Annotated in this window: 24 protein-coding genes; 16 read left to right on the forward strand and 8 right to left on the reverse strand. The window is 31.4% G+C overall.

The genetic code is table 11. The features are described 5' to 3' along the window. Positions 1 to 17: 17 nt before the first annotated feature. Genes ACWJKP_RS05125 through rsxC form a run of 4 tightly spaced genes read right to left on the reverse strand, consistent with a single transcriptional unit; the run spans position 18 to position 3,535 of the window. On the reverse strand, positions 18 to 710 hold the full coding sequence (locus ACWJKP_RS05125; protein WP_165411698.1) for an RnfABCDGE type electron transport complex subunit E: 693 nt from the start codon (positions 708 to 710) through the stop codon (positions 18 to 20). Next, on the reverse strand, positions 710 to 1,276 hold the full coding sequence (locus ACWJKP_RS05130; RefSeq protein WP_165411699.1) for an RnfABCDGE type electron transport complex subunit G: 567 nt from the start codon (positions 1,274 to 1,276) through the stop codon (positions 710 to 712). Before ACWJKP_RS05130 ends, ACWJKP_RS05125 begins: the two co-directional genes overlap by 1 nt. Beyond that, a complete protein-coding gene (locus ACWJKP_RS05135; RefSeq protein ID WP_165411700.1) occupies positions 1,277 to 2,197 on the reverse strand; it encodes an RnfABCDGE type electron transport complex subunit D in 921 nt (306 codons plus the stop codon). A 15-nt stretch (positions 2,198 to 2,212) separates the two neighbouring features. Continuing rightward, positions 2,213 to 3,535, reverse strand: a complete 1,323-nt coding sequence (rsxC, locus tag ACWJKP_RS05140) for an electron transport complex subunit RsxC (protein WP_165411701.1) — start codon at positions 3,533 to 3,535, stop codon at positions 2,213 to 2,215. Between the two features lie 402 nt (positions 3,536 to 3,937). On the opposite strand from rsxC, the gene ACWJKP_RS05145 reads away from it, so the two are divergent. From ACWJKP_RS05145 to ACWJKP_RS05155, 3 genes are all read left to right on the forward strand, one after another. Continuing rightward, positions 3,938 to 5,569 (forward strand): YceG family protein, encoded by a 1,632-nt coding sequence (locus tag ACWJKP_RS05145; protein ID WP_165411702.1) that lies wholly within the window; start codon positions 3,938 to 3,940, stop codon positions 5,567 to 5,569. Positions 5,570 to 5,675: 106 nt separating this feature from the next. Next, on the forward strand, positions 5,676 to 6,776 hold the full coding sequence (locus ACWJKP_RS05150; protein ID WP_165411703.1) for a toxic anion resistance protein: 1,101 nt from the start codon (positions 5,676 to 5,678) through the stop codon (positions 6,774 to 6,776). 51 nt (positions 6,777 to 6,827) lie between these two features. Next, entirely contained in the window at positions 6,828 to 8,147 is a 1,320-nt protein-coding gene (locus ACWJKP_RS05155; protein ID WP_165411704.1) for a replication-associated recombination protein A, read from the forward strand. A 73-nt stretch (positions 8,148 to 8,220) separates the two neighbouring features. Here ACWJKP_RS05155 and ACWJKP_RS05160 read toward each other — a convergent pair whose 3' ends face one another. The 4 genes from ACWJKP_RS05160 to ACWJKP_RS05175 all read right to left on the reverse strand — a co-directional run bounded on the left by ACWJKP_RS05160 (position 8,221) and on the right by ACWJKP_RS05175 (position 11,534). Continuing rightward, positions 8,221 to 8,562, reverse strand: coding sequence for a hypothetical protein (locus ACWJKP_RS05160; protein ID WP_165411705.1), 342 nt, complete (start codon positions 8,560 to 8,562; stop codon positions 8,221 to 8,223). A 30-nt stretch (positions 8,563 to 8,592) separates the two neighbouring features. Next, positions 8,593 to 9,069, reverse strand: a complete 477-nt coding sequence (locus ACWJKP_RS05165) for a YtxH domain-containing protein (protein ID WP_165411706.1) — start codon at positions 9,067 to 9,069, stop codon at positions 8,593 to 8,595. A gap of 174 nt (positions 9,070 to 9,243) precedes the next feature. After that, a complete protein-coding gene (locus ACWJKP_RS05170) occupies positions 9,244 to 10,851 on the reverse strand; it encodes a Na/Pi cotransporter family protein (protein WP_165411707.1) in 1,608 nt (535 codons plus the stop codon). A gap of 149 nt (positions 10,852 to 11,000) precedes the next feature. Continuing rightward, positions 11,001 to 11,534: an ECF transporter S component gene (locus ACWJKP_RS05175; protein ID WP_165411708.1), complete on the reverse strand. Its 534-nt coding sequence runs from the start codon at positions 11,532 to 11,534 to the stop codon at positions 11,001 to 11,003. A 383-nt stretch (positions 11,535 to 11,917) separates the two neighbouring features. Between ACWJKP_RS05175 and hcp the strand changes: the two genes are divergently transcribed. The 13 genes from hcp (at position 11,918) to ACWJKP_RS05240 (ending at position 23,860) form a co-directional block, all read left to right on the forward strand. Continuing rightward, the gene (gene hcp, locus ACWJKP_RS05180; protein WP_165411709.1) at positions 11,918 to 13,561 is read left to right on the forward strand and encodes a hydroxylamine reductase; all 1,644 of its coding nucleotides are present in this window, start codon (positions 11,918 to 11,920) and stop codon (positions 13,559 to 13,561) included. A gap of 299 nt (positions 13,562 to 13,860) precedes the next feature. Continuing rightward, positions 13,861 to 14,697 carry a PRD domain-containing protein gene (locus ACWJKP_RS05185; RefSeq protein WP_165411710.1) on the forward strand — a complete coding sequence of 279 codons (837 nt, stop codon included), beginning with the start codon at positions 13,861 to 13,863 and terminating at the stop codon, positions 14,695 to 14,697. 113 nt (positions 14,698 to 14,810) lie between these two features. Continuing rightward, positions 14,811 to 14,939: a hypothetical protein gene (locus ACWJKP_RS05190; RefSeq protein WP_462961437.1), complete on the forward strand. Its 129-nt coding sequence runs from the start codon at positions 14,811 to 14,813 to the stop codon at positions 14,937 to 14,939. Positions 14,940 to 15,038: 99 nt separating this feature from the next. Then, positions 15,039 to 15,530, forward strand: coding sequence for a PTS sugar transporter subunit IIA (locus ACWJKP_RS05195; RefSeq protein ID WP_165411712.1), 492 nt, complete (start codon positions 15,039 to 15,041; stop codon positions 15,528 to 15,530). 12 nt (positions 15,531 to 15,542) lie between these two features. Beyond that, positions 15,543 to 15,806 (forward strand): HPr family phosphocarrier protein, encoded by a 264-nt coding sequence (locus ACWJKP_RS05200; protein ID WP_165411713.1) that lies wholly within the window; start codon positions 15,543 to 15,545, stop codon positions 15,804 to 15,806. A gap of 12 nt (positions 15,807 to 15,818) precedes the next feature. Beyond that, a complete protein-coding gene (gene ptsP, locus ACWJKP_RS05205) occupies positions 15,819 to 17,528 on the forward strand; it encodes a phosphoenolpyruvate--protein phosphotransferase (protein WP_165411714.1) in 1,710 nt (569 codons plus the stop codon). A 186-nt stretch (positions 17,529 to 17,714) separates the two neighbouring features. After that, positions 17,715 to 18,920, forward strand: coding sequence for a DNA polymerase Y family protein (locus ACWJKP_RS05210; protein ID WP_165411715.1), 1,206 nt, complete (start codon positions 17,715 to 17,717; stop codon positions 18,918 to 18,920). 120 nt (positions 18,921 to 19,040) lie between these two features. After that, the gene (locus ACWJKP_RS05215) at positions 19,041 to 19,904 is read left to right on the forward strand and encodes a DUF6414 family protein (protein WP_165411716.1); all 864 of its coding nucleotides are present in this window, start codon (positions 19,041 to 19,043) and stop codon (positions 19,902 to 19,904) included. A 35-nt stretch (positions 19,905 to 19,939) separates the two neighbouring features. Then, positions 19,940 to 21,307 carry a CCA tRNA nucleotidyltransferase gene (locus tag ACWJKP_RS05220; RefSeq protein ID WP_224579019.1) on the forward strand — a complete coding sequence of 456 codons (1,368 nt, stop codon included), beginning with the start codon at positions 19,940 to 19,942 and terminating at the stop codon, positions 21,305 to 21,307. A 506-nt stretch (positions 21,308 to 21,813) separates the two neighbouring features. Next, a complete protein-coding gene (locus ACWJKP_RS05225; protein ID WP_224578775.1) occupies positions 21,814 to 23,037 on the forward strand; it encodes an IS91 family transposase in 1,224 nt (407 codons plus the stop codon). Next, a complete protein-coding gene (locus ACWJKP_RS05230; RefSeq protein ID WP_165415064.1) occupies positions 23,018 to 23,257 on the forward strand; it encodes a hypothetical protein in 240 nt (79 codons plus the stop codon). Before ACWJKP_RS05225 ends, ACWJKP_RS05230 begins: the two co-directional genes overlap by 20 nt. 146 nt (positions 23,258 to 23,403) lie before the next feature. Continuing rightward, positions 23,404 to 23,634 carry a DUF1292 domain-containing protein gene (locus ACWJKP_RS05235; RefSeq protein ID WP_165411717.1) on the forward strand — a complete coding sequence of 77 codons (231 nt, stop codon included), beginning with the start codon at positions 23,404 to 23,406 and terminating at the stop codon, positions 23,632 to 23,634. 67 nt (positions 23,635 to 23,701) lie between these two features. After that, on the forward strand, positions 23,702 to 23,860 hold the full coding sequence (locus ACWJKP_RS05240; protein ID WP_165411718.1) for a hypothetical protein: 159 nt from the start codon (positions 23,702 to 23,704) through the stop codon (positions 23,858 to 23,860). Positions 23,861 to 23,951 lie beyond the last annotated feature (91 nt).

Genomic DNA, 23,951 nt, shown 5'->3' on the forward strand with positions numbered 1-23,951 from the left:
ACCTTTCTTAAAAAAAATTATTTTTTGCAACTATGAGCACAAGACCCACATCCAGTACACGCGCCAGTCACTGGATCGATTTCATGAAAATGTGCAATTTTATCATTAACTTTATTTGTTTGATTAATTGATTTTTGGTTTAATAGAGCCATTAAAATTCCTAGAGTAATAAAAGCTCCAGGTGCTAGAACCATAATTATAGCAGGTTGAAAAGAGGCTCCCAATAATTTAAATCCGTATATTGAACCAGCGCCTAGTAATTCCCTTATTGCACCCAGAATTGCTAAAGCTACTGTAAACCCAAGTCCCATTCCGATAGCATCAAAAATTGAAGGAAGTGCTTTGTGTTTTGAAGCATATGATTCAGCTCTTCCAAGAATTACACAGTTAACAACTATAAGTGGAATAAAAATTCCGAGTGACTTATATAGAGATGGAACAAAACCTTGCAATAAAAACTGAATTAATGTTACAAAAGCAGCTATTATTGTAATGTAAGCTGGTATACGAACCTTATCAGGTATTGCATTTCTTAATAATGATATAAAAAGATTAGAAAAAATCAACACTGCTGTAGATGCTAGTCCCATACCTATGCCGTTTTTTACACTTGTGGTAACAGCTAGGGTAGGGCACATAGCGAGAACTTGCACAAATATTGGATTTTCGGTTACAATACCATTTTTTAATCTTTCAGAAAATACGCTCATTATTTTTCAGCTCCTTTCAATGAAGAGTTGTAAAAATCAATAGCATCGCTAACACCAAGAGTTACAGCTTTTGATGTAATAGTTGCACCTGTAATAGCTTGTATTTGGTTGTCCTTTGAAGGAGCTACTTTTACAACTTCTAATTTTTCGTTTATAGGTTTATTCTTAAATTGATCTGAAAACTTAGGTTCTGGAGCATTGGCACCAAGACCAGGAGTTTCAGTGTGGGCTAAAATTTTAATCCCAGTAACTTTTCCCTCGTTTGATATTCCAACCATGATTTCTACTGGGCCAGCGTATCCTTTTGGAGCAACTTTTATAGCATAACCAGCTATTTCATTACCCTTTAGGCCAGAGTTAACCTCAGAAATTTTTTCATTGATTTTCACGTCTGTCTTTTCAAATTTATCAGCTGTGGGTAATATTGCTTTCATAGCAGCTTGCTTATCAGCAGCAATCGAATTAGCAATAGGTGCTTTTGTTATTTCATAGGCACCGCCTAGTAAGAAGCCCGCAACTCCAGTAATTAAAAGTAAAATCAAACCTAATTTAATATTTTCTTTCAATTATTTCACCTCCCCAAAAATACGTGGAGCAGTAAACTTATCAATAAATGGAACAAATAAGCTCATTATTAATATAGAGTAGGATACTCCTTCAGCATAACCACCATATAAACGTATAATTGTGGTTAAAACTCCACATCCAAGTCCAAAGATAAGTTGTCCTTTTTTAGTCATTGGCGAAGTTGAATAATCAGTTGCCATAAAGAAAGCACCAATCATTAAGCCTCCAGCACAAATTTCATATAATGCATTTCCAGTCATTAAACCATCTCTACCTAATATAGCAGTTAAAACAAATACAGTACCAATAAATACTACTGGAGTATGCCAGCTTATTATTTTCCTATATAGTAGATAGGTTCCACCGATTAGTAATGCAAGTACAGAAGTTTCACCAATGCAACCACCGACATTACCAATAAAAACGTTCATTAGACTAGGTAAATTGTCACCACCAGTTTTAAGTATTCCAAGTGCTGTAGCAGCGGAAGTACCATCAACGGTAAAATTAGTCATGTGAACTGGCCAAGAAGCAAGTAAAAATGCTCTAGCGGCTAAAGCGGGGTTCATTACATTTTGTCCAATTCCACCAAAAAATTGTTTTACAATAATTATTGCGAAAAATCCTCCAATTGCAGGAAGCCAAAGCGGAACAGCAGCGGGCAAATTAAATGCAAGTAATAAACCAGTTACCACAGCACTAAGATCTCCTATTGTAATTTTTCTATGAGTTAGTTTCTGCCATAAAGCCTCTGCCGCAATACATGATAGCACAGATACCAATGTAACTAAAAATGCTTGCATTCCAAAAAAATATATGCCGGCAAAGGTAGCAGGTAGTAATGCTATTATTACGTCTCTCATTATGCCCTGCACAGAATCATTTGATTTTATGTGTGGGGATGAAGATACTGTATACATATAAGTCACCTCTATCTATTTTTTTCGTCTATTGATATTTACTGTTTGTTTACCTTCACGGCAAGTTTGAGTTAAATGACGTTTTGCTGGGCATACATAAGAGCAACAAGCACACTCAATGCAATCCATACCATGGTATTCTTCAAATTCATCGTACTTACCTCTTAAAACTAAAGAGTTAAGTTTTGTAGGGTTTAAAAACATAGGACAAGCGTTCATGCAGTTTCCACATCTTATGCAGCTAGATTCTTGTTCTAATTTAGCTTGCTGTTTTGTTAAACAAAGTATCCCCGAGGTTCCTTTAATAACGGGAGTTTTTAATGAACTTAAAGCCATTCCCATCATAGGTCCACCGGATATTACTTTAACGGGGTCTTCTTTAAATCCACCAGCAGCCTCGATAACTTCTTCTATAGAAGTTCCAAATTTTACTCTTAAATTAAGTGGTTCTTTAACTGCTTCTCCGGTTACGGTTAGTACTCGCTCCATAAGTGGTCTACCGTTTACTACAGCGTTATATATCTCAAACACAGAATCAACATTTTGAACTATGCATCCAACGTCTGCAGGGAGCTTACCAGAAGGTAATTCTCTACCAGTAATTGCATAAATTAATTGTTTTTCTGCACCTTGAGGATATTTTGTAATAAGTGGAGTAACTTGTACATTATCCATGCTTTTGCAAGCTGTTTTCATAGCTTCAATTGCATCAGGCTTATTATCTTCTATTCCAACATATACCTTTACACCAGGGAACATTTGAAGAATAATTTTTAAGCCGAGAGCTATTTCAGTGGATTTTTCCATCATCATTCTGTAATCGCAAGTTAAATATGGTTCACACTCTGCGGCATTTATTATAATGCTGTCGATAATTTTTCCCTCTGGAGGAGTAAGCTTAATATGTGTAGGAAAACATGCCCCACCCATACCTACTATACCAGCTTCTTTAATGATAGTTACGATTTCATTTTTTGATAGCTTTTCATAATCATTGTGAGGTGTCATAGTTAGCACTTCTTCATAAGTGTTATCGTTTTCGATAATGGCAGACAATACCATTGTTCCATTACTATGTAGCCACGGCGCTACGTCTTTTACAGTTCCAGATACGCTTGAATATATTGGCGCAGATACAAAAGCTTTGGATTCACCTATTTTTTGTCCCACCAATACTTTATCACCTTTTTTTACTAAAGGTTCGCAAGGTGCACCTATATGTTGTTGCATAGGAAATACTAAGTTGCCCTTTGGAAGCAAATCTTGAATTGCTTTGTGCATACTTAAGTCTTTACTACCACTCGGGTGAATACCTTTTTTAAAAGTCAAAAGTCCCATAATAAACCTCCTTGTAGTTCTCTGAGAGGCATAACAATTATCAATTGTTACCCTCTTTAGTGGTTTATAGTATGTATAACAATAATTAACTGTTATACTACTATAAAATTATAGCTAAGATTGTAAAAAATAAAAAAGTGTAAAAGCTTAATGCAGTTACAACTAAAATCCACTATACCATATATATTATACCTTTTGTATGTATAAAAGAATACCTTTTATGAAAAAAAACTTTTGTGGAAAAGTGAGATTATTCCAATAACTCCATTGGTATAAAATGTGTTCTTAAGGAATATTACAATGAAAAATATAAGATTAATATGGTATACTTAATATGGATAATAAACTATATTTACGAGAAAATATAATTGAAAAGGTAAGGTGAATATGGAGAATAATAGTTTGAATAATTTGGAGATCCAAAGTGTGAATTTAGACATTAATGAGGATATCATAAATAGTTTAAAAACAGAGATTTATAAAAGAAGCAAATTTGAATATAATTCTAATGTTGTTACTATTCCCAATTATTTTTATAGGTTTATAGGTATAAAAAACAATGAGAAAGATTACTATGAAAATTTACATAGTTTAGACAGTGGATTAAAGAAAATAGGGTCATGTTACATACGGTTTGGTGAGGGATTAGATAAAGACATTAGTATAAGACTTCAAAATGTTTTAAATGACATTTGGATAAAAGTATTCAAAAGAGAAGTTCTAGATGTATCCTTAATTATAAATTTAATAAGTGATAATGGACTTTTTCCGAATTTATCTAATAAAGTTTTGCTCAGACAAATTAAAAATAATTTAAAGGGACTAATAGAGTATTATATTAAGAGCAATGAAATAATTGATAATCATAAAATTAAAGTTATTATCAATTATGTGATTCATTGGATAAATATTTATTCTAAAGAGTTATTCGAAAAGTTTGATTATGTGAAAATTAATCCTAAGATAGTCTTTTATGGAGAAATTTCAAGAGAAGAAGTTTTTTATTTAATATTATTATCAACCTTGGGTTGCGATATTTTATACTTTAATCCGAAAAACGCTGGAGCTTTTCATGAAATTGATAAATATAATGCTTTTTCAAATGAAATTGTTTATAATTGTAACTATGAAATAAAACCGTTCCCTTCTAATATTGAGGATAGAATTAAGACCACTGCATACAATGCTAAAGAAGAGCTTAATAAGACATTGTATACGGATGATTCTGGGTTTTATAGACCGTGGCAGTTTTCAGATTATAATGTAGAGGCAGTAACCCTTAATACTACATATGAGGAAATATATATATGGATTAATGAAAAGGCATACATAAGGGAAGGGTTTAAGGTTAAAGATTCAACTGTAGTCGTGCCAAACATGTTCTCAAAAATTTGTGGTACTCATGAAAATATTGATATTTACTGGAAGGAAATTAACGAGGTATCAACTGGGAAATTTAGTAAGTTTTATAATGAACTACCTATAATGGATGTAGTACATTTGGAATATGGAAAATTTAATAAAATATACCCGAGTAATATTTTTTCAGAGTTTAATGTTTCCGAAATGCTTAATTCATCTTGGTGGAAATACAAGGAGCTCAGGTCTGGACTTCAAAAAACTATGGCAGAGAAAATTAAAGACTTATGCCTTAATCCTGTAATAATAAACGTTGAACAGGAAGATTTAAGGGATTTGCAAGTGGATATTTTCTCAGTGTTAATAAATTTAGATACAACATTACTTGAATTACTGCAAGCATATGATTACCCAGAAGAAGTTCCTAAAATTGTAGTTTATAATAATGAAGAAAATGGGAACTTATCTTTCGAAGATTGCATAATGCTTGCCTTTATGAATTCTATGGGAATAGATATAATTATATATAACCCTTCAGGGTATAACGACATAGAAAATTTTATATTTCCTGAGAAATATGACATTCATAGATTAGAAAATGTAAGTTTTAAGTTGCATTTTAAAAAACATGTTGAGAAGAAGAAAGGTTTTTTTGAAAATTTGTTCCGTAGTTAATATTTTGATAGTTGAAAAGTGAAAGCTGATTTTTATGCTATAGCACAAAAATCTTAAAAATAAGTTAGAAAAACATAGGCGCACGAGATATTAGGGGGAGAAAAACATGGAAAAAAATAATCAAATACTTAAAATCGAAGATGAAAACATTGAAGATAAGGCTATAGAGCAAAAAGCAATAAGCATAAGTCGGCAGCTTAAAGTCTCACCACAAGTGATGCAAATTGCAGCCAATATAAATATTAAAGATGCAAATGCAATATTAGAATTTGGAAATGAACCGGCTCAGCAAATATCAAAATTTGCGGATCAAATATTAAATTCTATTAAAAGCAGTAGTGTTGAAGACTCAGGTGTTATGATAAAAGAACTTACAAGTATAATGAAGAAATTTGATAAGCAAGATTTTGAGGAAAACAAAACTGGTTTCCTTGCAAAGCTATTTAGTAAACCAGGTAAGGCGATTGACAAAATGATGGGTAAGTATAAAACCATCGGAGGAGAAATAGACAAAATTTACACGGCGCTTAGTGGTTATAAGGCGGAAATAAATAGTTCTAACTTATCACTTGAAAACTTATATAATCAGAATTTTGAGTATTATGGAGAATTAGAAAAATACATTGCAGCGGGAAATATGGTTGTTGAAAAAAATGAAAATGGAGATATTCCTAGACTTGAGGTGTTAGCAGCGAGTGGTGAACAAATAAATATGATAAATTACGAGAATGCTAAAGCCACTGTTGAAATGTTAAAACAGAGAATTTATGATTTGGAAATGGCTAAGATGGTATCATTACAAACTGCCCCTCAAATTAAAATGATTCAAAGAGGAAATTATAAGTTGATATCTAAAGTTCATTCTGCTTTTATAATAACTATACCTGTATTCAAAAATGGAATAATTCAAGCTATTGCTTTAAAAAAGCAAAAGCTAGTATCAGATTCTTTAGCAGAGCTTGACAGAACTACTAATGAATTATTAATGAAAAATGCCGAAAATATAAGAAGTCAAAGTGTTGACATAGCGAAACTCGCTGGAGGAACAAGTGTAAAAATAGAAACTCTAGAGAAAACTTGGAATACTATTATGCAAGGGATAGAGGAAACAAAGAACATTGAAGATGAGAATAAAAAATTAAGAGAAGCCGGAATAGTTAAATTACATGATATGACAGAAAAACTAAAACAAAAATCTTTAAGCTAATTAATTATAATAGAGCGTTTTAAACTAAACGAAAGATTTAAAGGTGATTATATGGATCTATTTGAATTACAAGCACAAAAGAACTTACAAAAAGAAGCACCGCTCGCTGAGAGATTAAAACCTGAAAAATTAGAAGACTATGTAGGGCAAGAGCATATTTTAAGCAGGGGAAAGCTTTTACACCGAGCTATAAAAGCGGATAAGATAACTTCGTTACTACTTTATGGTCCACCAGGTACAGGTAAAACTAGCTTGGCTAAAGTTATTGCAAATACAACGAAATCTAATTTTGTTAGACTTAATGCTGTAACAGATGGGCTAAAAGAATTAAGAGAAGTGGTAGCTGACGCTAAGAATAATTTAGGTATGTACAATACTAAAACCATATTATTTATAGATGAAATTCATAGATTTAATAAAGCTCAACAGGATGCATTGTTACCTTTTGTAGAAAAAGGCACAATAGTTTTAATTGGAGCAACTACGGAAAATCCGTATTTTGAAGTTAATAATGCATTAATATCTAGATCTATGCTATTTAAATTAGAACCATTAAGGAAAAAACATATTGAAAAGATTATTGCACGTGCGCTTGTTGATAAAGAAGTAGGATTTGGGAACACCAATATTTGTATGGAGAGTGAAGCTATAAGTTTTCTTGCAGATATGGCAAATGGCGATGCAAGACGTGCACTTAATGCTTTGGAATTATCAGTACTCACTACGGATAGAGATGAAGATGGTAAAATAAAAATAACCCTTGCAGTTGCTCAGGAATGTCTCCAAAAAAAGCATATAAAATATGATAAGAATAGAGACGAGCATTATGATGTAATTTCTGCGTTTATTAAAAGTATGCGAGGATCGGACCCTGATGCTACAGTACATTACCTTGCTAGAATGATATACGCTGGGGAGGATCCCAAGTTTATTGCCAGGAGAATTGTAATAGCGGCATCCGAGGATGTGGGAAATGCTGATCCTATTGCGCTACTCGTAGCAAATAATGCAGCACAAGCGGTTCAGTTTATAGGCATGCCAGAAGCAAGAATTATTTTAGCACAGGCTGCAATTTATATAGCTTCAGCTCCCAAAAGTAATGCATCTTATATGGCTATAAATAATGCACTTAAAGATGTAGAAGAAAAAAACATAGGGGAAATACCTGTACATTTAAGGGATCAAAGTTATAGTGGTGCAAAGAAACTAGGACATGGAGTAGGATATTTGTACCCGCATGATTATGAGGGCAATTATGTAGCGCAGCAATATTTGCCTAATGAGCTAATTGGCAAAGTATATTATGAAGCCCTTGACAATGGATATGAGAAAAAAATTAAAGAACGGCTTAAGGCACATTCAAACAAATGAAGCAGATAACATAAACTCCAGTTTATGTTATCTGCTTCATTTCTGTCAAAGGATGTTTATATTTCATTTGTTTTTATTTTTTATTTGAAAATATTTTTTTTATAATAGTTAAAATATCTACTATATATACTAAATATTTTTCAAAATATTCTGTTGTACCAATGGCAGAGGCAGTTGTTTGAACTACTACTTCAGTAACATCTTTTATGTTGTCTGTTACCTCATATAAGTTTTTAAATGTTTTTGGTAAAACAGACAATATTTCATCAATATTATCTTCATTTTTTTCGATAATTGAATTTACACTTGATATAGTTTTAATAAGTTTTAATAACCCTATTATAAGTATAATTAAAATGACTATACCAAGAAAAAGCAATAAGCCTTGTCCTAATTTAAAAAAGTTTATATACATTAATAACACCACTATTCTATAAAATTTTGATTATTTTTTAATTTCATTTTCAACTATAACAGGTTGTCCTACAACGGTATCTAAACCTTCATTGTCAGTTATAGTCATATCATCTTTTGTTTTAGAAATTACTTTTGAAGTCTTTTTTTCATTTAAATATTGAGAAACTTTAACTTTAGCATCTGTTACACTATCTTTGGCATCTGAGACTTTACTGTTAAGAGATTCTTTAAGGTCAGCACTTTTTTGTTTAATTTTAATTTTAGCATCTGTTACACTATCTTTAGCATCAGAGACTTTATTATTAATAGTTCTCGTAAGCTCTTTTGATGAATGAGCAATATCTTCTCTAGTTTCTTTTCCGGATTTTGGCGAAAAAAGTAAACCACCTAATAAACCACTAAGACTTCCAGCTGCGGTACCAATAAGTATTTTTTTTGCAGCTTTAATTCTTAATTTTCTTTCTTTTTCTTTTTTTTGTTTTTTATACCAATTTGAAAATATCATAAATGTTTCCCCCTCTAAATATAAAAACATTATATGGTTGTATATTATACAATATGTAGACTTTTGTCAATACATATAGGAAATGTAAAAAAATATACTGACAAGTACAAATTAAAACAAAAAGATTAGGACTTAGTTTTACACTAGGTCCTAATCTTTTTTGTTTTAATATGATTAATTAGAGCTTACAACCATTTGTGCAATATTATTTGAATGGTCTCCAACTCTTTCAAGATTGGTTAATAGTTCTAGATACACAGAGCTACCAGCAGGAGTGCATTCAAGGCGACTTAACCTAGATATATGCTCCTTTTTAAGCTGTCTTTCCATGGTATCTATCTTTTTTTCTACGTTCATTGCTTTGCGAGCAGATTCTAAGTCGGAATTTTCTAAAGCGGCTATTGCGTTATCAACACAGTATTTTACAGTTTCAAACATATATGTAACATCAGATAGTGATTTTTCTGAAAAAATGAGTTTATTAACCATTCTGCTTTTAGCAAGCTCACCTAAGTTGTCAGCATGATCTCCAATTCTCTCTATATCATTTACAACATTGTAAAGAGAAGTAATGATTTCAGATTGATGTTCGGATAGAGATGTATTTGAAAGCGACACCATATAACTAGTTATTTCTCTCTCAAGATAGTTAATTGTAACCTCATGATCAATAACTGAGTTCATCATTTTTTCATCACAATTAAGGAAAGATTGCATCGCATTAGAAAGATTTACCGAGGCTAATTGACCCATTCTAGTAACTTCCTTAATAAGTTGTCCAACTGCGATAGAAGGAGTTTCGAGTAGTCTTCGATCTAAGTATTCGAGTACTAGAGCAGATGATTTTTCATCCTCACCAGGTACTAATTTATTAACAATTTTAACTAAAGCATTTATAAACCAAACTTGTATAAACACATTTGATACATTAAATAATGTGTGAGCATTTGCAATTTGTCTTTGAACATCTCCACCAAACATCGGAACGATTTTTAATACTAGCTTGAAAGCTACCATAAATATTAATGTGCCTGTAAAGTTAAAAATCAAATGTAACAGTGCAGCTCTTTTAGCATTTTTAGTTGTGCCTATACTTGCAAGTAGTGCAGTAGCACAGGTTCCAATATTATCCCCGAAAAGTATCGGAAGTGCAACAGCAAGCGTTATACTACTATTTGAAGCAAGTGCCATTAATATTCCAATAGTAGCACTACTACTTTGAATTGTTGCTGTCATACAAAGACCAACAATAACTCCCATGAATGGGTGCTTTCCTAAAACTAAAATAAGATTCTTAAAGCTATCTAGTTCACTTAAAGGGCTCATAGCAGTTTCCATCATTGACATACCAACAAATAATATACCGAAACCCAAAACAATCTCGCCAATGTCTTTAGTTTTCTTATTCTTGCAAAATAAGACTAAAGCAGCACCTATTGCAAGAATAAAGGGTGCGACATCTGTAAGTTTAAAGGCTATAAGTTGAGCAGTCATTGTAGTACCAACATTTGCTCCCATAATAACCCCAGCAGCTTGGAATAAATTCATAAGCCCTGCATTTACAAAACCTATAGTCATTACTGTAGTAGCACTACTGCTTTGAATAATTGCAGTGACTCCTGCACCAACGAGTACAGCGAAAAACCTATTGCTAGTTAGAACCTCTAGCATTTTTTTTAACTTTTCGCCAGCAGCCTTCTGGAGACCATCGCCCATTAGCTTCATTCCGTATACAAATAGTCCTAATCCACCTAAAAGTTGAAAAATCATTTTATAATCCATATTTTAATAACACTCCTCTAAATAGAATATTCCGATGAAATTTTATCACAACAATGTTAAGTTAGTGTTAAGTTTCGATAATTTATGTTAATTTTTTAAAATAATTGTACATTATTTCAACAAACTTTGCGAAATAGTTAAAGAAAGGTCTATAAGATTCTTCTTTTTGTTAAAATTTCAATTAGTATTAATGCAAAAGCTCCTCCAATGAGCGCAGTTATAAGCTGAGGTGACCCCATGGTAATAGCTAGTTTATTAACTATTTTTGGAGGCATATTTAGATTGAATAAGGGGATAAGTTTTGATGCGGAAATTGATAGAAATATATATTTTATAAAAGCCCCAATTATAACTCCTAAATGTTCACAATATTTTCCACGTTTATTTAAAATTACAAAACTAAGAACAAATATTATGTTACCAATAATTATAAAGGGGAGGAAGGGTCCTAAAACGCTGGCAAGTTGTCCAGTTAACCAGGCGAGTAGCGGAGTTAAAGAACCTACTAATACTCCGTAAACACCTCCACAAATTGCAGCTGTAAGTATAAGGATAGCATTAACAGCTGGTCCAACAAAAAATTGACTTATTCCAGGTAAAGTATTTCCTACTACTTGAAAAACTATAGCTAGAGCAAGAAAAAGACTTGCTTTTACCAGGTTATTAACATTTCTATTTTTCATTTTATTCACTCCTAAATAGTTTTTTACATACTAATTATACCATAATAATAGATAAATGCTGATATTATATGGTATCAGCAATAAGTGCATACTAATAGTAAGCAGTGAAGAATATCATATTTGGTAAATAATAATAAAGAACAGTGAGAAAATATTAATGCTGTAACATTTGTTACCGACTTTCAATCTGTGCGCAACTATAATAAAGGTAGTTCAACAATAAAGGATAGATTACTTATGTTGATGTTAATTATTAAAATACTAAATTTTTATATGGAAGATAATTAGTGCATTCAAATAAATACCAAGTTAATATGTGGCTATTTATTTGAAAGCGACATTATAAAATTATTATCTAGCCAAAAAAACAGGAGGAATTTACAATGAGTATGTTTTGTTATCAATGTCAAGAAACTTCAAAGGGCACAGGATGCACATCACGAGGAGTTTGTGGTAAAACAGACGATTTAGCTAATATGCAGGATTTATTAATATATGTTTTAAAAGGAATATCAATTTATAGCACAAGAGCAAGGGAACTAGGGGTAGAAAATCAAGAAGTAAATAAATTTGTAGTAAATGGATTATTCATGACTATAACAAATGCAAATTTTGATAAAGTTAGATTTATAGAAACAATAACAAAAGCATTAGAATTACGTGAAATAATTAAGGCAGAACTCGTAAATGCTGGTGGAGTAATAGATGGTAAAATACCTGAATGTGCAATATGGACAGGTACTTCTGAAGAATTTGAGAGCAAATCTATGAATGTAGGAGTTCTTAAAACAGAAAATGAAGATGTAAGATCTTTAAGAGAACTTGTAACTTATGGTATCAAAGGAATGGCAGCTTATGCTGATCATGCATATAACTTAGGGTATGAAAACAATGACCTACATGCATTTATGCAAAAAGGACTTGCACAAACTACTAATGATAGCTTATCTGTTTATGAATTAGTTGCATTGGTACTTGAGTGTGGTAAATATGGAGTAGATGCTATGGCACTACTTGATGGAGCTAATACAACTACTTACGGAAATCCAGAAATTACAAAGGTTAATATAGGAACTCGAAATAACCCAGGAATATTAATTAGTGGACATGATTTAAAGGATATGGAAGAATTATTAAAACAAACAGAAGGTACAGGAGTAGATGTATATACTCATAGTGAAATGTTACCAGCAAACTACTATCCAGCTTTTAAAAAATATGATCAACTTGTAGGTAACTACGGAAATGCGTGGTGGAAACAAAATTCAGAGTTTGAAAGCTTTAATGGACCAATACTAATGACAACAAACTGTATTACTCCTCCAAAGGATTCTTATAAAGACCGAGTTTATACTACTGGAGCATCTGGATTTCCTTCCATGAACCATATAGCTGATAGGAAAGATGGAACTGCAAAAGATTTTTCAGCTATAATTGAGCATGCAAAAAAATGTAGTGCACCAATTGAAATTGAAAGAGGAGAAATAGTTGGAGGATTTGCTCACAATCAAGTAATAGCATTAGCTGATAAAGTTGTAGAAGCTGTTAAAACAGGAGCAATTAAAAGATTCTTTGTAATGGCTGGTTGTGATGGAAGAATGAAACGCCGCGAATACTATACTGATTTTGCAAAAGAATTACCAACAGATACAGTTATTTTAACTGCAGGTTGTGCAAAATACAGATACAATAAATTAGAACTTGGAGATATTGGTGGAATTCCTAGAGTCCTAGATGCAGGACAATGTAATGATTCATATTCATTAGTTGTTATTGCAATGAAGCTACAAGAAGTATTTGGACTCGATGATATCAATGAATTACCAATAACATATAATATTGCATGGTATGAGCAAAAAGCTGTAATAGTGTTATTAGCATTACTTCACCTAGGCGTTAAAAATATTCACTTAGGACCAACATTACCAGCATTTTTATCCCCAAATGTTGTCAATGTATTAGTAGAGAACTTTGGAATAGCTGGAATTTCTAGCGTAGAAGAAGATATAAAAATGTTTATGGCTTAAGAATTTGAACAAGCATCCTAAAAAGGGTGCTTGTACTTATTTAATGACGTTTCAGAAGGGAAGTCTCCAATTTCTATAAGTGGGAGTATATGTGCAGCGACCCAGGAGATGATTTAATTACATTGCATAATAAATTTACATTAATTTAAGAATTAAAAGCAAAATAATAATGATTAATCCTTAAATTAGGTGAAATCCGACAATTTAAGTGGCTATATTTAAATTCTCGAGAATATATTTTAAAAAACCCTTGAATAATTCCAAAATGTATTTTAAACTATAGAAGAGGTAATTTTAACATGAATATTGATTATAAGGTATTAAAATCTCTTAGTAGTAATGTTGTTGTTTCAGAGAAAGATGATAATGTTTATGTTCTTTTTGGTAAAGGTATAGGATTTGGTAAAAAACCTGGTGAACTTATAGCTAAAGGGAGTGCCATAGATCAGAAGTTTATTAAAATAGATGATAGTGAAAAAGCTAACTATGTGGAAATTATTCAAAATGTAGAAGGTAAAATATTGGCAGTAGCAGAAGAAATAATTTCTTTTGCGGAAGATAGGTTACAAGAAAAATTAAATTCACATATACATGTTGGTCTAAGTGACCATATTAGTTTTGCAATTAAAAGAATGGAACTTGGAATGAATATAGTTAATCCATTTCTAAATGAAATACAAACATTATACCCTAATGAATATAGCATAGCAGAAAAAGGAACAAAATTTATCAAAGAAAAATTAAATGTGGCTTTACCAGAAAGTGAAATCGGTTTTATTACTCTTCATATATATTCTGCAAGAGTTAACGAGGAAGTATCTCAAAGTCTTAAGTATACTAGAATCGTTAAAGAAGTAATGGAATATATTCAAGAGTTACTTGGAATAAAAACTAGTGAAAAATCAATGGAATATGGGAGATTAGTTTCTCATTTAAGGTATGCTTTAGATAGAATAGATAATGATAAGGTTCTAAAAAATGTAATGCTAGGATCTGTTAAAGCTCAGATGAGCGAAGACTTTGAAATTTCTAAGAAAGTATGTGAATTTATATCAGAAAAACTTTCAAAAGAAGTCTGTGAAGATGAAGCCTCATATATTTGTATGCACATACATAGATTAAAGCAATCAAATTAAAAAACAAAGTTTATAATGTTAGGTGTGTTACTGATTAGATCAGGCATGAGCCATATAAAATGCTAATGAGCATCTTATTAGTTTATGTCTTTTTTTAGAACGTTTTAAAAAGAATGTATAAAGATGCTAAAGTAGATAAAGCTATTTTAGTAGATAAAGCTACTTTAGTAGATAAAGCTACTTTAGTGGATTTTAAAATGTATTTGAAATTCGAAAGACTGCATAAACTAATGTTTATATAATTATTTAAGATTTAAAGTGAAATCTCATAATAAAGAAATTTTAGGTGGATAATAATTAATAATTGTTATCTACCTTAGAGAAAGGCGAGGATGATAAAAATGTTTAGTTTTTTAAAAAAGAGCAAAGAAGGAAAGAGTATGATTTTAAAATCTCCAGTTGTGGGAAGATGTTTTGACATATCAGAAATACCTGATGAAGTTTTTTCATCTAAAATGTTAGGTAATGGGATAGGATTTGAATCTACAGAAGGAGTATTATATTCACCAGTTGATGGTGAAATTCTTCAAGTATTCCCTACAAAACATGCCTTAATTTTAAAGAGCAAAGAAGGTATAGAGATACTACTTCACATAGGTATTGATACTGTAGAGATGAAGGGCGAGGGCTTCGAAGCTTTTGCGCAAAAAGGACAACAAGTTAAGGCTGGAGATAAATTGTTAACTTTTAATAATGAATTAATAAAAGCTAAAGCTAAAACTAATTTAAGTGTTCTAGTTCTTACAGATAATGAAATAATGGAATCTGTAGAATTTAAATTAGGGACTGTAGATAAAAATGATGAAGTTATAACAATAAAAATAAAAAAATAGGGAGCGTATATTATGATGGAAAAAAAAGCAATAGTTAAAAGTGAAAGTGGAATACATGCAAGGCCGGCATTAGCAGTAGTTAAAGAGGCTTCTAAGTTTAAATCAGAAGTTCTTATAGTAAAAGAGGGCAATGAGTATAATGCAAAAAGTATAGTAGCTATAATGTGTATGGCAGCTGTTAAAGATGATGAAATAACAATAAAAACTACTGGTGATGATGAAGAAGCCGCTGCGGTAGCTATGGTAAAACTTATAGAAGAAGGACTTGGAAAATAGGGGGAATAAGCTATGTTAAAGGCAATAGGTGCATCTCTTGGAATAGCTATAGGCAAAGCATTAGTTATTAGAGAAGAAGTCTTAGAGATAAAGGAAAGCAAGGTAATAGATTCAGAGGTTGAGCTAGCTAGGTTTAATGATGCCTTGCAAGAAGCAATTACTGAGCTTGAAAAAATAGTTAAAAATGTAAAAGAAAAGCTAGGCAGCGAGAAGTCAGAAATATTCGAAGCACATTTATGTATGCTTGAGGATCCAGAATTCATAGGATCTATTCAAAAGAAAATATCAAGTGATAAATTCAATGCTGAATACTCACTACAAACTGTAGCAGCGCAAACAGCAGCTATTTTTGAAAATATGGATAATGAATATATGACTGAGAGAGCAGCAGACATTAGAGATGTATGCAAAAGAGTGTTAAATGTGCTAATGGGTATAAAAGTAGCTTCTATTTCAGAAATTAAAGAAGAGTGTATACTAATAGCAAAGGATCTCACTCCGTCAGATACAGCACAAATTGATAAAGCTAAAGTTTTGGCATTTGTGACTGAAATAGGTGGGAAAACTGCACATACCTCAATTATTGCACGTTCTTTAGAGTTGCCAGCAGTAGTAGGTGCAGGCAATGGCATAAGTAAAATTAAAGATGGCGATTTAATTATTGTAGATGGAGAAGAAGGTATAGTTATAATTAATCCTGATGAAGCGACTTTAAACGATTATAAAGAACGCCGAAAAGAATTCATTGAATCTAAACATCAGCTACTTAAATATGCCACTATGAAATCTACTACAATAGATGGCAAAACAGTTGAATTAGCTGCAAATATAGGATCATCGGAAGATTTAGAATCTGTTTTGAAAAATGGTGCAGAAGCTATAGGATTATTTAGAACAGAGTTTTTATATATGTCAAAAGATGCACTTCCAACTGAGGAAGAACAATTTAAGGAATACAAGTCAGTTATTGAAAAAATGGATGGAAAACCTGTTATTATAAGAACCTTAGATATTGGTGGAGACAAGAAATTGAATTACTTACCTATGGACGAGGAAATGAATCCATTTTTAGGATATAGAGCTATAAGACTTTGCCTTGATAGAACAGACGTATTTACAACTCAATTAAGAGCTTTAGTAAGGGCATCTGCATATGGCAAGCTTAAAATCATGTTTCCTATGATATGCAATCTTCAGGAACTTAGAATGGCTAAAAAAATACTCGCGCAGTGTAAAAATGAACTTAAGTCAGAGGGCGTAGTATTTGATGAGAATATTGAAGTGGGTATTATGATAGAAATACCATCAGCTGCAATAATGTCAGATGTATTAGCTAAAGAAGTAGACTTCTTTAGTATAGGTACTAATGATTTAATACAATATACATTGGCAGTTGATAGAATGAATGAGAAAATATCATATTTATATGATTTTTATCATCCAGCTGTTTTAAGACTTATTAAAATCGTAATAGATAATGGTCACAAGGCAGGAATAAAGGTAAACATGTGTGGTGAAATGGCAGGGGATACAAATCTTATTCCTGTACTACTTGGATTTGGATTAGATGAATTCAGTATGAGTGCCTCTTCAATATTAAGAGCACGTAAAACTGTTACAAATTCTAGCTATGAAGAATGCATAAAGCTATCAGAACCAGTATTATCATTTGGAGATTCAGATGAAATAAAGGAATATATAAAGGCTAATATTAAGGCATAAGGCCTATATTAGTAAATAAGGCTTATACTAACGTATAAGTAATAAAATCAATCGTTTCACTAAAGCAATCTATTCTTAATAAAGGATAGGTTGCTTTTTTGTACTGAAATTCTATATAATATATTTATGTGAAAAATATTTTAAGGATGCCTTCATAAATGTCCATTATGTAAAGGATGAGATTAGATGATTAAATTAAAAGAGAAACTTATATTTCATATAGATGTTAATTCAGCGTTTCTTTCTTGGAGTGCTACGGATAAACTTAGAAAAGGCTCGGATATTGATTTAAGAGATATAGCCTCGGTAATAGGTGGAGACGCGGAGTCTAGAAGAGGAGTAGTACTCGCAAAATCTATGATAGCTAAAAAAAGTGGAATAATAACAGGAGAGAGTTTATTTACTGCAAGAAAGAAGTGTAAAAACATGATAGTTATATCACCTGACTTTAGGTTATATGAAAGATGTAGTAGAAGTATGAGAGAAATTTTTGGAGACTATACACCTTATGTGGAGAAATTTTCTATAGATGAGTGTTTTCTAGATATGACAAGTTATAATACCTCAAAAGAAGCAGCACTCAAGATAGCTTGGGATATTAAGGACAGAATAAAAAAAGAACTTGGATTTACAGTAAATGTGGGCATATCAAATGTTAAGCTTCTAGCTAAGATGGCATCTGATTTTGAGAAACCTGATAAAGTGCATACGCTTTATGAAAATGAAATAGAAAAGAAACTGTGGAATCTTCCAGTTGGTGAGCTTTTCATGGTTGGAAAGAGAACCGTTCCTAGGCTTAATAATTTAAACATATTTACTATAGGAGATTTAGCTCAGTATGATGTTGGATTTTTGAAATACCACTTTAAAAGTAGTGGACTTATGATGTGGAAATATGCCAATGGTATAGATAATAGAGAGGTAAAGTCAAATAAACATGAGCTAAAAGGAGTAAGCAATTCGACTACATTATCAGAAGATGTTAAAAGTAAAGATGAAGCCTATAAAATATTATTAGCATTAGTAGAGCACACAGCTTCTAGATTAAGAAATATAAAAAAATGCTGTTACTGTATTTGCATAACTATAAGGAATCATGAATTTGTTGATTATTCGCGTAGCACGACTTTAAAAAGTGCTACAGATTTAACGCAGGAAATACTAAAAACAGTAAAAAAACTTTTTGATGAATTATGGAAGGGAGAGCCAATAAGACTACTAGGAGTTTCTCTTAATAATCTAAGTGAGGATAATTTCAAACAAATATCAATTTTTGATATTGGTAATGATTCTGATGAAAAGAAAAGGGCAATAGACAAAACTATAGACAGTATTAGACGCAAATATGGTGAAACTTCAGTTATGAAATCAGTATTTCTAAAAAATAAATAGTTTATTAAGTCGTAAAGAGAACAAACATATATTATACACTGTTGTTCTAAATAATAAAAAAATGATATAGACTAGGTAAGAAGTATTATTTGAGAAAATGTAACGGAGGTATATGTAAATATGGATAATCGAGCACTTATACCATTATACCTTAATGAAAATATGATAAATAATTTATATACAATTGTAATACAGGAATTTGCCGAAATCAAAAGTGAAAGTACGAGAAAACAGTTAACTATTAGTACCAATACACCATTATATGAACTTACTTGTGGTAAAATAAGGCAAGGAGATTTAAATGTTCAACTTCTTAATGAATTCTCGTCGCAGAAAATTGAAGAAAGAGTTTCGATTGTAATAACAATACTGTCAAGGATAAAAAATATACTAAATGATCAAAGTTTGTTAAAGGTTATAAATAATGAGAGTGATGTAAAGAATATGAAGGAATTTGATTTTGTTCAGTTTACTAGTGAATTGTATAAAAATCCAGTTATAGAATATATAGAAGATATGATTAGGGTTATGGAAATGCAATTGGCTTTTTCACCGGAAACTGTGGAAAACGGTGCTGAAAGCCAAGAGCAAAGAGTTAAGAAGCAAGTTTTAAAGGTCTTGAAAGATGATATGGAAAATTGTAAAAGAGAAAAATGTTTAAAATTCATTAGTAGTAATATAGGGACGAGCAATACAAAAGTTGTAGTGCCCTTAGAGATAAAAAACATGGCAGACAATTTAGATTATATTGAAGGTGCTAAAATCACTGTCCTTGGTAAGGTGGTAAGAATTCCAAAGGAAAATGAAATTAATAACTATAGTTTACTAAGTGGCACATACTTTGATTATTTGAATGAAGAGTATTTTAAAGAATTTAAAAATAGATTTCTAAAAGATACAAGTTTAATTAGTGATTATGATAAAAAACAAATAGAAATTACCGGATCTGTGATTGAAATTATACCTATAGCAATGTATATTTAGAATTAAGATTACAGTGAAAATAAAGGGTGAGTGGAATGATTAAAGATAATACTATATTTGTAGGCTTTATGTTTATACCAAATGATGTAAAAGTAATTTTAGACACTTTAAAAAATAATGGATATGAATCTTATATAGTGGGAGGAAGTATACGTGATTCCAAAATCGGGACATCCATGCCCAAGGACTATGATGTAACTACTAATGCCCTACCACAAGAGGTTATCAAACTCTTTGACAAAACTGTGCCTACAGGTATAGAACACGGAACTGTTACTGTTATGATAAATGGAGATGGATACGAAGTTACAACTTACAGAATAGATGGTGAATACTTGGACAATAGAAGACCGGATGGTGTTACTTTTGTTTTAAATTTAAAAGAAGACTTAGCAAGACGTGATTTCACTATAAATGCTTTAGCTTTTAATGAGGAAGATGGGCTTATAGATTATTTTGGTGGCACCGAAGATTTAGAGAATAAAATAATTAGAGCCGTAGGCGAGCCTAATAAAAGGTTTCAAGAAGATGCGCTAAGAATGCTTAGAGCTATTCGTTTTTCAGCCAGGTTAGATTTTGAAATAGAAGAAAAAACTTTAGAGGCTATAAAAGCAAATTCGTTACTTATATTAAATGTAAGTAATGAAAGAATTAGAGATGAATTATGCAAAATGATGGTATCTAATAATACAACAAAAGCTTTAAGATTACTTGAAGAGACTAAACTATTAGAGGTCATACTACCAGAGATTCAATTAGCTGTAGGGTTTAATCAGCAAAATCCTCATCATGATAAAGATATATTTGAACATACTTTGTCGGTTGTGGAAAAATGCCCACATTCACTTAATGTGAGAATAGCAGCATTATTACATGACATAGCTAAACCTTACTGTTTCACTATTGACAAAGATGGGATAGGTCATTTTTATGGACATGATAAAAAAGGTGTTATATTATCTGAGCAAATACTAGGGCGTCTTAGGTTTGATAATCAAAGTATAAGTGAAATTAGTGTTTTAGTAAAGGAACATATGAATGTACTGAAAGAACCAACAGATGCTTCTGTAAAACGTCTTATTAATAGAGTGGGTGTAGATTTAGTATGTGATCTCTTCGCCTTGCAAAGAGCGGATGCACTAGGTTCACGTTTTCCAGAAGTACGATTAGAAGAAATTAATAAGGTAGAAGAAAAAACATTGGCTATCTTAGAATCTAAAGTTCCACTATCTATAAAAGAACTTGCAATAAACGGTGGAGATTTAATGAGTGAATTTTCTATTAAGCCAGGAGAAAAAATAGGTGATATGCTTAGATTTCTTTTAGATAAAGTATTAGAAAATCCGCAATTGAATAGTAAAGAGAAACTTTTAGCTATAATTTATGATGAATATGTAAAGTGAAAAACTAAAATCGAAGACTACTCTTCTCCTATTTTCCTGGACTGCGAAACTCTAGCCTATCATCAAACATAAAAAACCTAATTTAAGATCCATAAATACTATAATTCCTATGTACTAGTGAATTAATTATAGATTCTCTTAATACTAAAATAGGGTATTCTCTTTCTTCCTCATAAAGATAAAAAGTATTGTACGTTATAAAATAATCTCTAATTATATCTATATTTAAATCCTTTATAGAAGTTCCTTCAATAGGTGAAATATCAAAATGTAATGCTCCATTTGCTTCAAAAAGTGTTAGAAGCTATTGAATAGTATCTCCTTTGAATATAGACATGCATAATAGTATGAACTTTCTCTGGAAGTGATTTCAGGTCGCACAGGAGAAAGTTATACGGATGCATTTTTTTTTATTATATAGGAAACAGCTTGCGGAAACCGCTGTGGATAACATTCTAGCTAAAAAATAGATAGAAAAAATCAGATAAATATGAGATGATTAAATCATGAAAAAAAATAAGATTACTATAAAACAAATATTTGAAGATAATTATCCAGAGTTTTGGAAATTGAATAAAGAAAAGTATCCTGAAAAGATGAGAGAACATATGAATATCGAAGTAATGAAAATGATAGGATGTGGAGATATTTCATTAGGTTTTGTTGCGTATATATGCTTAAAATGTTTAGAAGTATTTAAAATAGGATTTACATGCAAAAGTAGATTTTGCAGTAAATGTGGGAAAAAGTACATAAGTGAATGGGTAGAAAAACAAGTAAACAAGATTTTAGATGTACCACATAGACATTGTGTGTTCACAATACCCGCTGAGTACAGAAAATATTTTTTCTGGAATAGAGAGAGTCTTAAAGACCTGCAAGACATGGTGTATGAGGTTATAAATGAGTTTGCAAATGGTGTAAACTATAAAAATAGAGAAGAATATCAAAAGAAGAAAAGGAGCAAAAAAGGAGGAGTACTTTGGCAAAGTGGAATGATTGGAGTAGTTCATGCATTTGGAAGGAATATAGGATTTAACCCTCATGTGCATGCATTGGTTCCAGAAATAAAAACAAGGAGTAACGAAGTTAAAGATATGTGCTTCTTCGACTATGAGTATTTTAGGAAGGTATGGCAGTACAAATTAATAAATTATATGATTAGTAAAAATCCAGAGAAAAAAACAGAGTACTTAAAAATGTTCAAAGATTATCCAGATGGATTTTATATAAATGCAAAATCAAGAATGAAAAGCGCAAGAGGTGCAGCAAGATATATCGGTAGATATTTAGCAAGGCCCGCGATAGCAGAATATAGAATACTTAGTTATGATGGGAAAAATGTAACGTTTTGGTATAAGAGTCATGAAACCAATGAAAGAGTAGAAGAAACAGTTACAGCGCAAGTATTTGTAGGTAGATTATTAATGCATATTACCCCTAAATATTTCAAGATGGTTAGACTATACGGAGTATATGCAGGCAGTATAAGTGTAAAAGTTCGGAAGTGTTTTGGTCTTTTGCAATACATAAAAAGTGGTCTTAAGGCAATTCAGTTCACACTAAAAATAAATTGGAAAAAGGAAACAAGAAAAATGACTTATAGAGAATTAATGATTATTAATTTTTCCAAAGATCCGAGAAAGTGTTTAAAATGCGGCCAGCTAATGGAATTGTGGCAAATATGGCATAGAAAGTATGGGTATATATATGATATGGGAACGTATTAAAAGAATTTTTAAAGGTAAAGTGAATGAGGATAGCATACCATTTCGACCACAAGAACGTGATAAAATGATACTTTTTAAATGTAAAAAATGTGGGTTTGAAGAAGAAGTGCCTGACTTTGTTGCGTTTGAATGTTATACGCCTGAAGAATATGACAAGAAAAGTGGTAGTCCTATTGTTTTGTGTATAGAATGTGGTTCAGATATGATAATTAAGAGGTGATGCCACACTATTTGTGGAGCATCACTTTAATACTCGACCGTAGGGAGATTTTGTTCTTCTAGGAGATTTCCTTTTGAGTTATTATGAAAATTTGGTATAAAACATTTACTTAGGCACAAAATAATACATGAGAGAAGGTGTAGTGTTTGAAAGCTAGTGAAATAATTACTGTACTAAATGAAAATGGTGAGAAAGTCGATTTAGAACTGATTGATGCTATTAAAATGGATGGAAATGAATATGTGATAGTTGGTCCTAAAGATTCGGATGAGGCATATGCTTACAAGTCAGTTGTAGTTAATGGAGAAACAGAATACTTGTCCATAGGACAGGGCCAAGAGTTTAAAAAAGTATTACAGAAGTTTAGCGAGCAGTAATACCGCGGTGGCAGAGGCAACATATTTAGAAGTATGTAGTAATAATAAGTAATTAGGAGGAGTATATATGAAGAGTCGTGAAGAAGCTAAGAAGGAAAATTTACGTGATTATATTAAAAAAGATACAAAAACACAAAATGGACATTCTAAAAATCAAATTATTCAAACCGTTGAAGAAAGCGCATATAACGAAAGTGTTTTTGAAACCAAAAAAAATGGATATTAGGTACATGAAAAAAAATAAATAATAAAAGATACATTAATAAAAAGAGCAGGTGTTTGTTATCTAAGCTATGATAGTATATAGTTTAAATAAA

It is taken from the genome of Clostridium sp. CM037, assembly GCF_055081095.1.

Coding starts and splice junctions, on each gene's coding strand:
- ACWJKP_RS05125 (WP_165411698.1), bottom strand. CDS start 710: ATGAGCGTATTTTCTGAAAGATTAAAAAATGGTATTGTAACCGAAAAT.
- ACWJKP_RS05135 (WP_165411700.1), bottom strand. CDS start 2,197: ATGTATACAGTATCTTCATCCCCACACATAAAATCAAATGATTCTGTG.
- rsxC (WP_165411701.1), bottom strand. CDS start 3,535: ATGGGACTTTTGACTTTTAAAAAAGGTATTCACCCGAGTGGTAGTAAA.
- ACWJKP_RS05150 (WP_165411703.1), top strand. CDS start 5,676: ATGGAAAAAAATAATCAAATACTTAAAATCGAAGATGAAAACATTGAA.
- ACWJKP_RS05155 (WP_165411704.1), top strand. CDS start 6,828: ATGGATCTATTTGAATTACAAGCACAAAAGAACTTACAAAAAGAAGCA.
- ACWJKP_RS05160 (WP_165411705.1), bottom strand. CDS start 8,562: ATGTATATAAACTTTTTTAAATTAGGACAAGGCTTATTGCTTTTTCTT.
- ACWJKP_RS05165 (WP_165411706.1), bottom strand. CDS start 9,069: ATGATATTTTCAAATTGGTATAAAAAACAAAAAAAAGAAAAAGAAAGA.
- ACWJKP_RS05170 (WP_165411707.1), bottom strand. CDS start 10,851: ATGGATTATAAAATGATTTTTCAACTTTTAGGTGGATTAGGACTATTT.
- ACWJKP_RS05175 (WP_165411708.1), bottom strand. CDS start 11,534: ATGAAAAATAGAAATGTTAATAACCTGGTAAAAGCAAGTCTTTTTCTT.
- hcp (WP_165411709.1), top strand. CDS start 11,918: ATGAGTATGTTTTGTTATCAATGTCAAGAAACTTCAAAGGGCACAGGA.
- ACWJKP_RS05185 (WP_165411710.1), top strand. CDS start 13,861: ATGAATATTGATTATAAGGTATTAAAATCTCTTAGTAGTAATGTTGTT.
- ACWJKP_RS05190 (WP_462961437.1), top strand. CDS start 14,811: ATGTATAAAGATGCTAAAGTAGATAAAGCTATTTTAGTAGATAAAGCT.
- ACWJKP_RS05195 (WP_165411712.1), top strand. CDS start 15,039: ATGTTTAGTTTTTTAAAAAAGAGCAAAGAAGGAAAGAGTATGATTTTA.
- ACWJKP_RS05200 (WP_165411713.1), top strand. CDS start 15,543: ATGATGGAAAAAAAAGCAATAGTTAAAAGTGAAAGTGGAATACATGCA.
- ptsP (WP_165411714.1), top strand. CDS start 15,819: ATGTTAAAGGCAATAGGTGCATCTCTTGGAATAGCTATAGGCAAAGCA.
- ACWJKP_RS05210 (WP_165411715.1), top strand. CDS start 17,715: ATGATTAAATTAAAAGAGAAACTTATATTTCATATAGATGTTAATTCA.
- ACWJKP_RS05215 (WP_165411716.1), top strand. CDS start 19,041: ATGGATAATCGAGCACTTATACCATTATACCTTAATGAAAATATGATA.
- ACWJKP_RS05220 (WP_224579019.1), top strand. CDS start 19,940: ATGATTAAAGATAATACTATATTTGTAGGCTTTATGTTTATACCAAAT.
- ACWJKP_RS05225 (WP_224578775.1), top strand. CDS start 21,814: ATGAAAAAAAATAAGATTACTATAAAACAAATATTTGAAGATAATTAT.
- ACWJKP_RS05230 (WP_165415064.1), top strand. CDS start 23,018: ATGATATGGGAACGTATTAAAAGAATTTTTAAAGGTAAAGTGAATGAG.
- ACWJKP_RS05240 (WP_165411718.1), top strand. CDS start 23,702: ATGAAGAGTCGTGAAGAAGCTAAGAAGGAAAATTTACGTGATTATATT.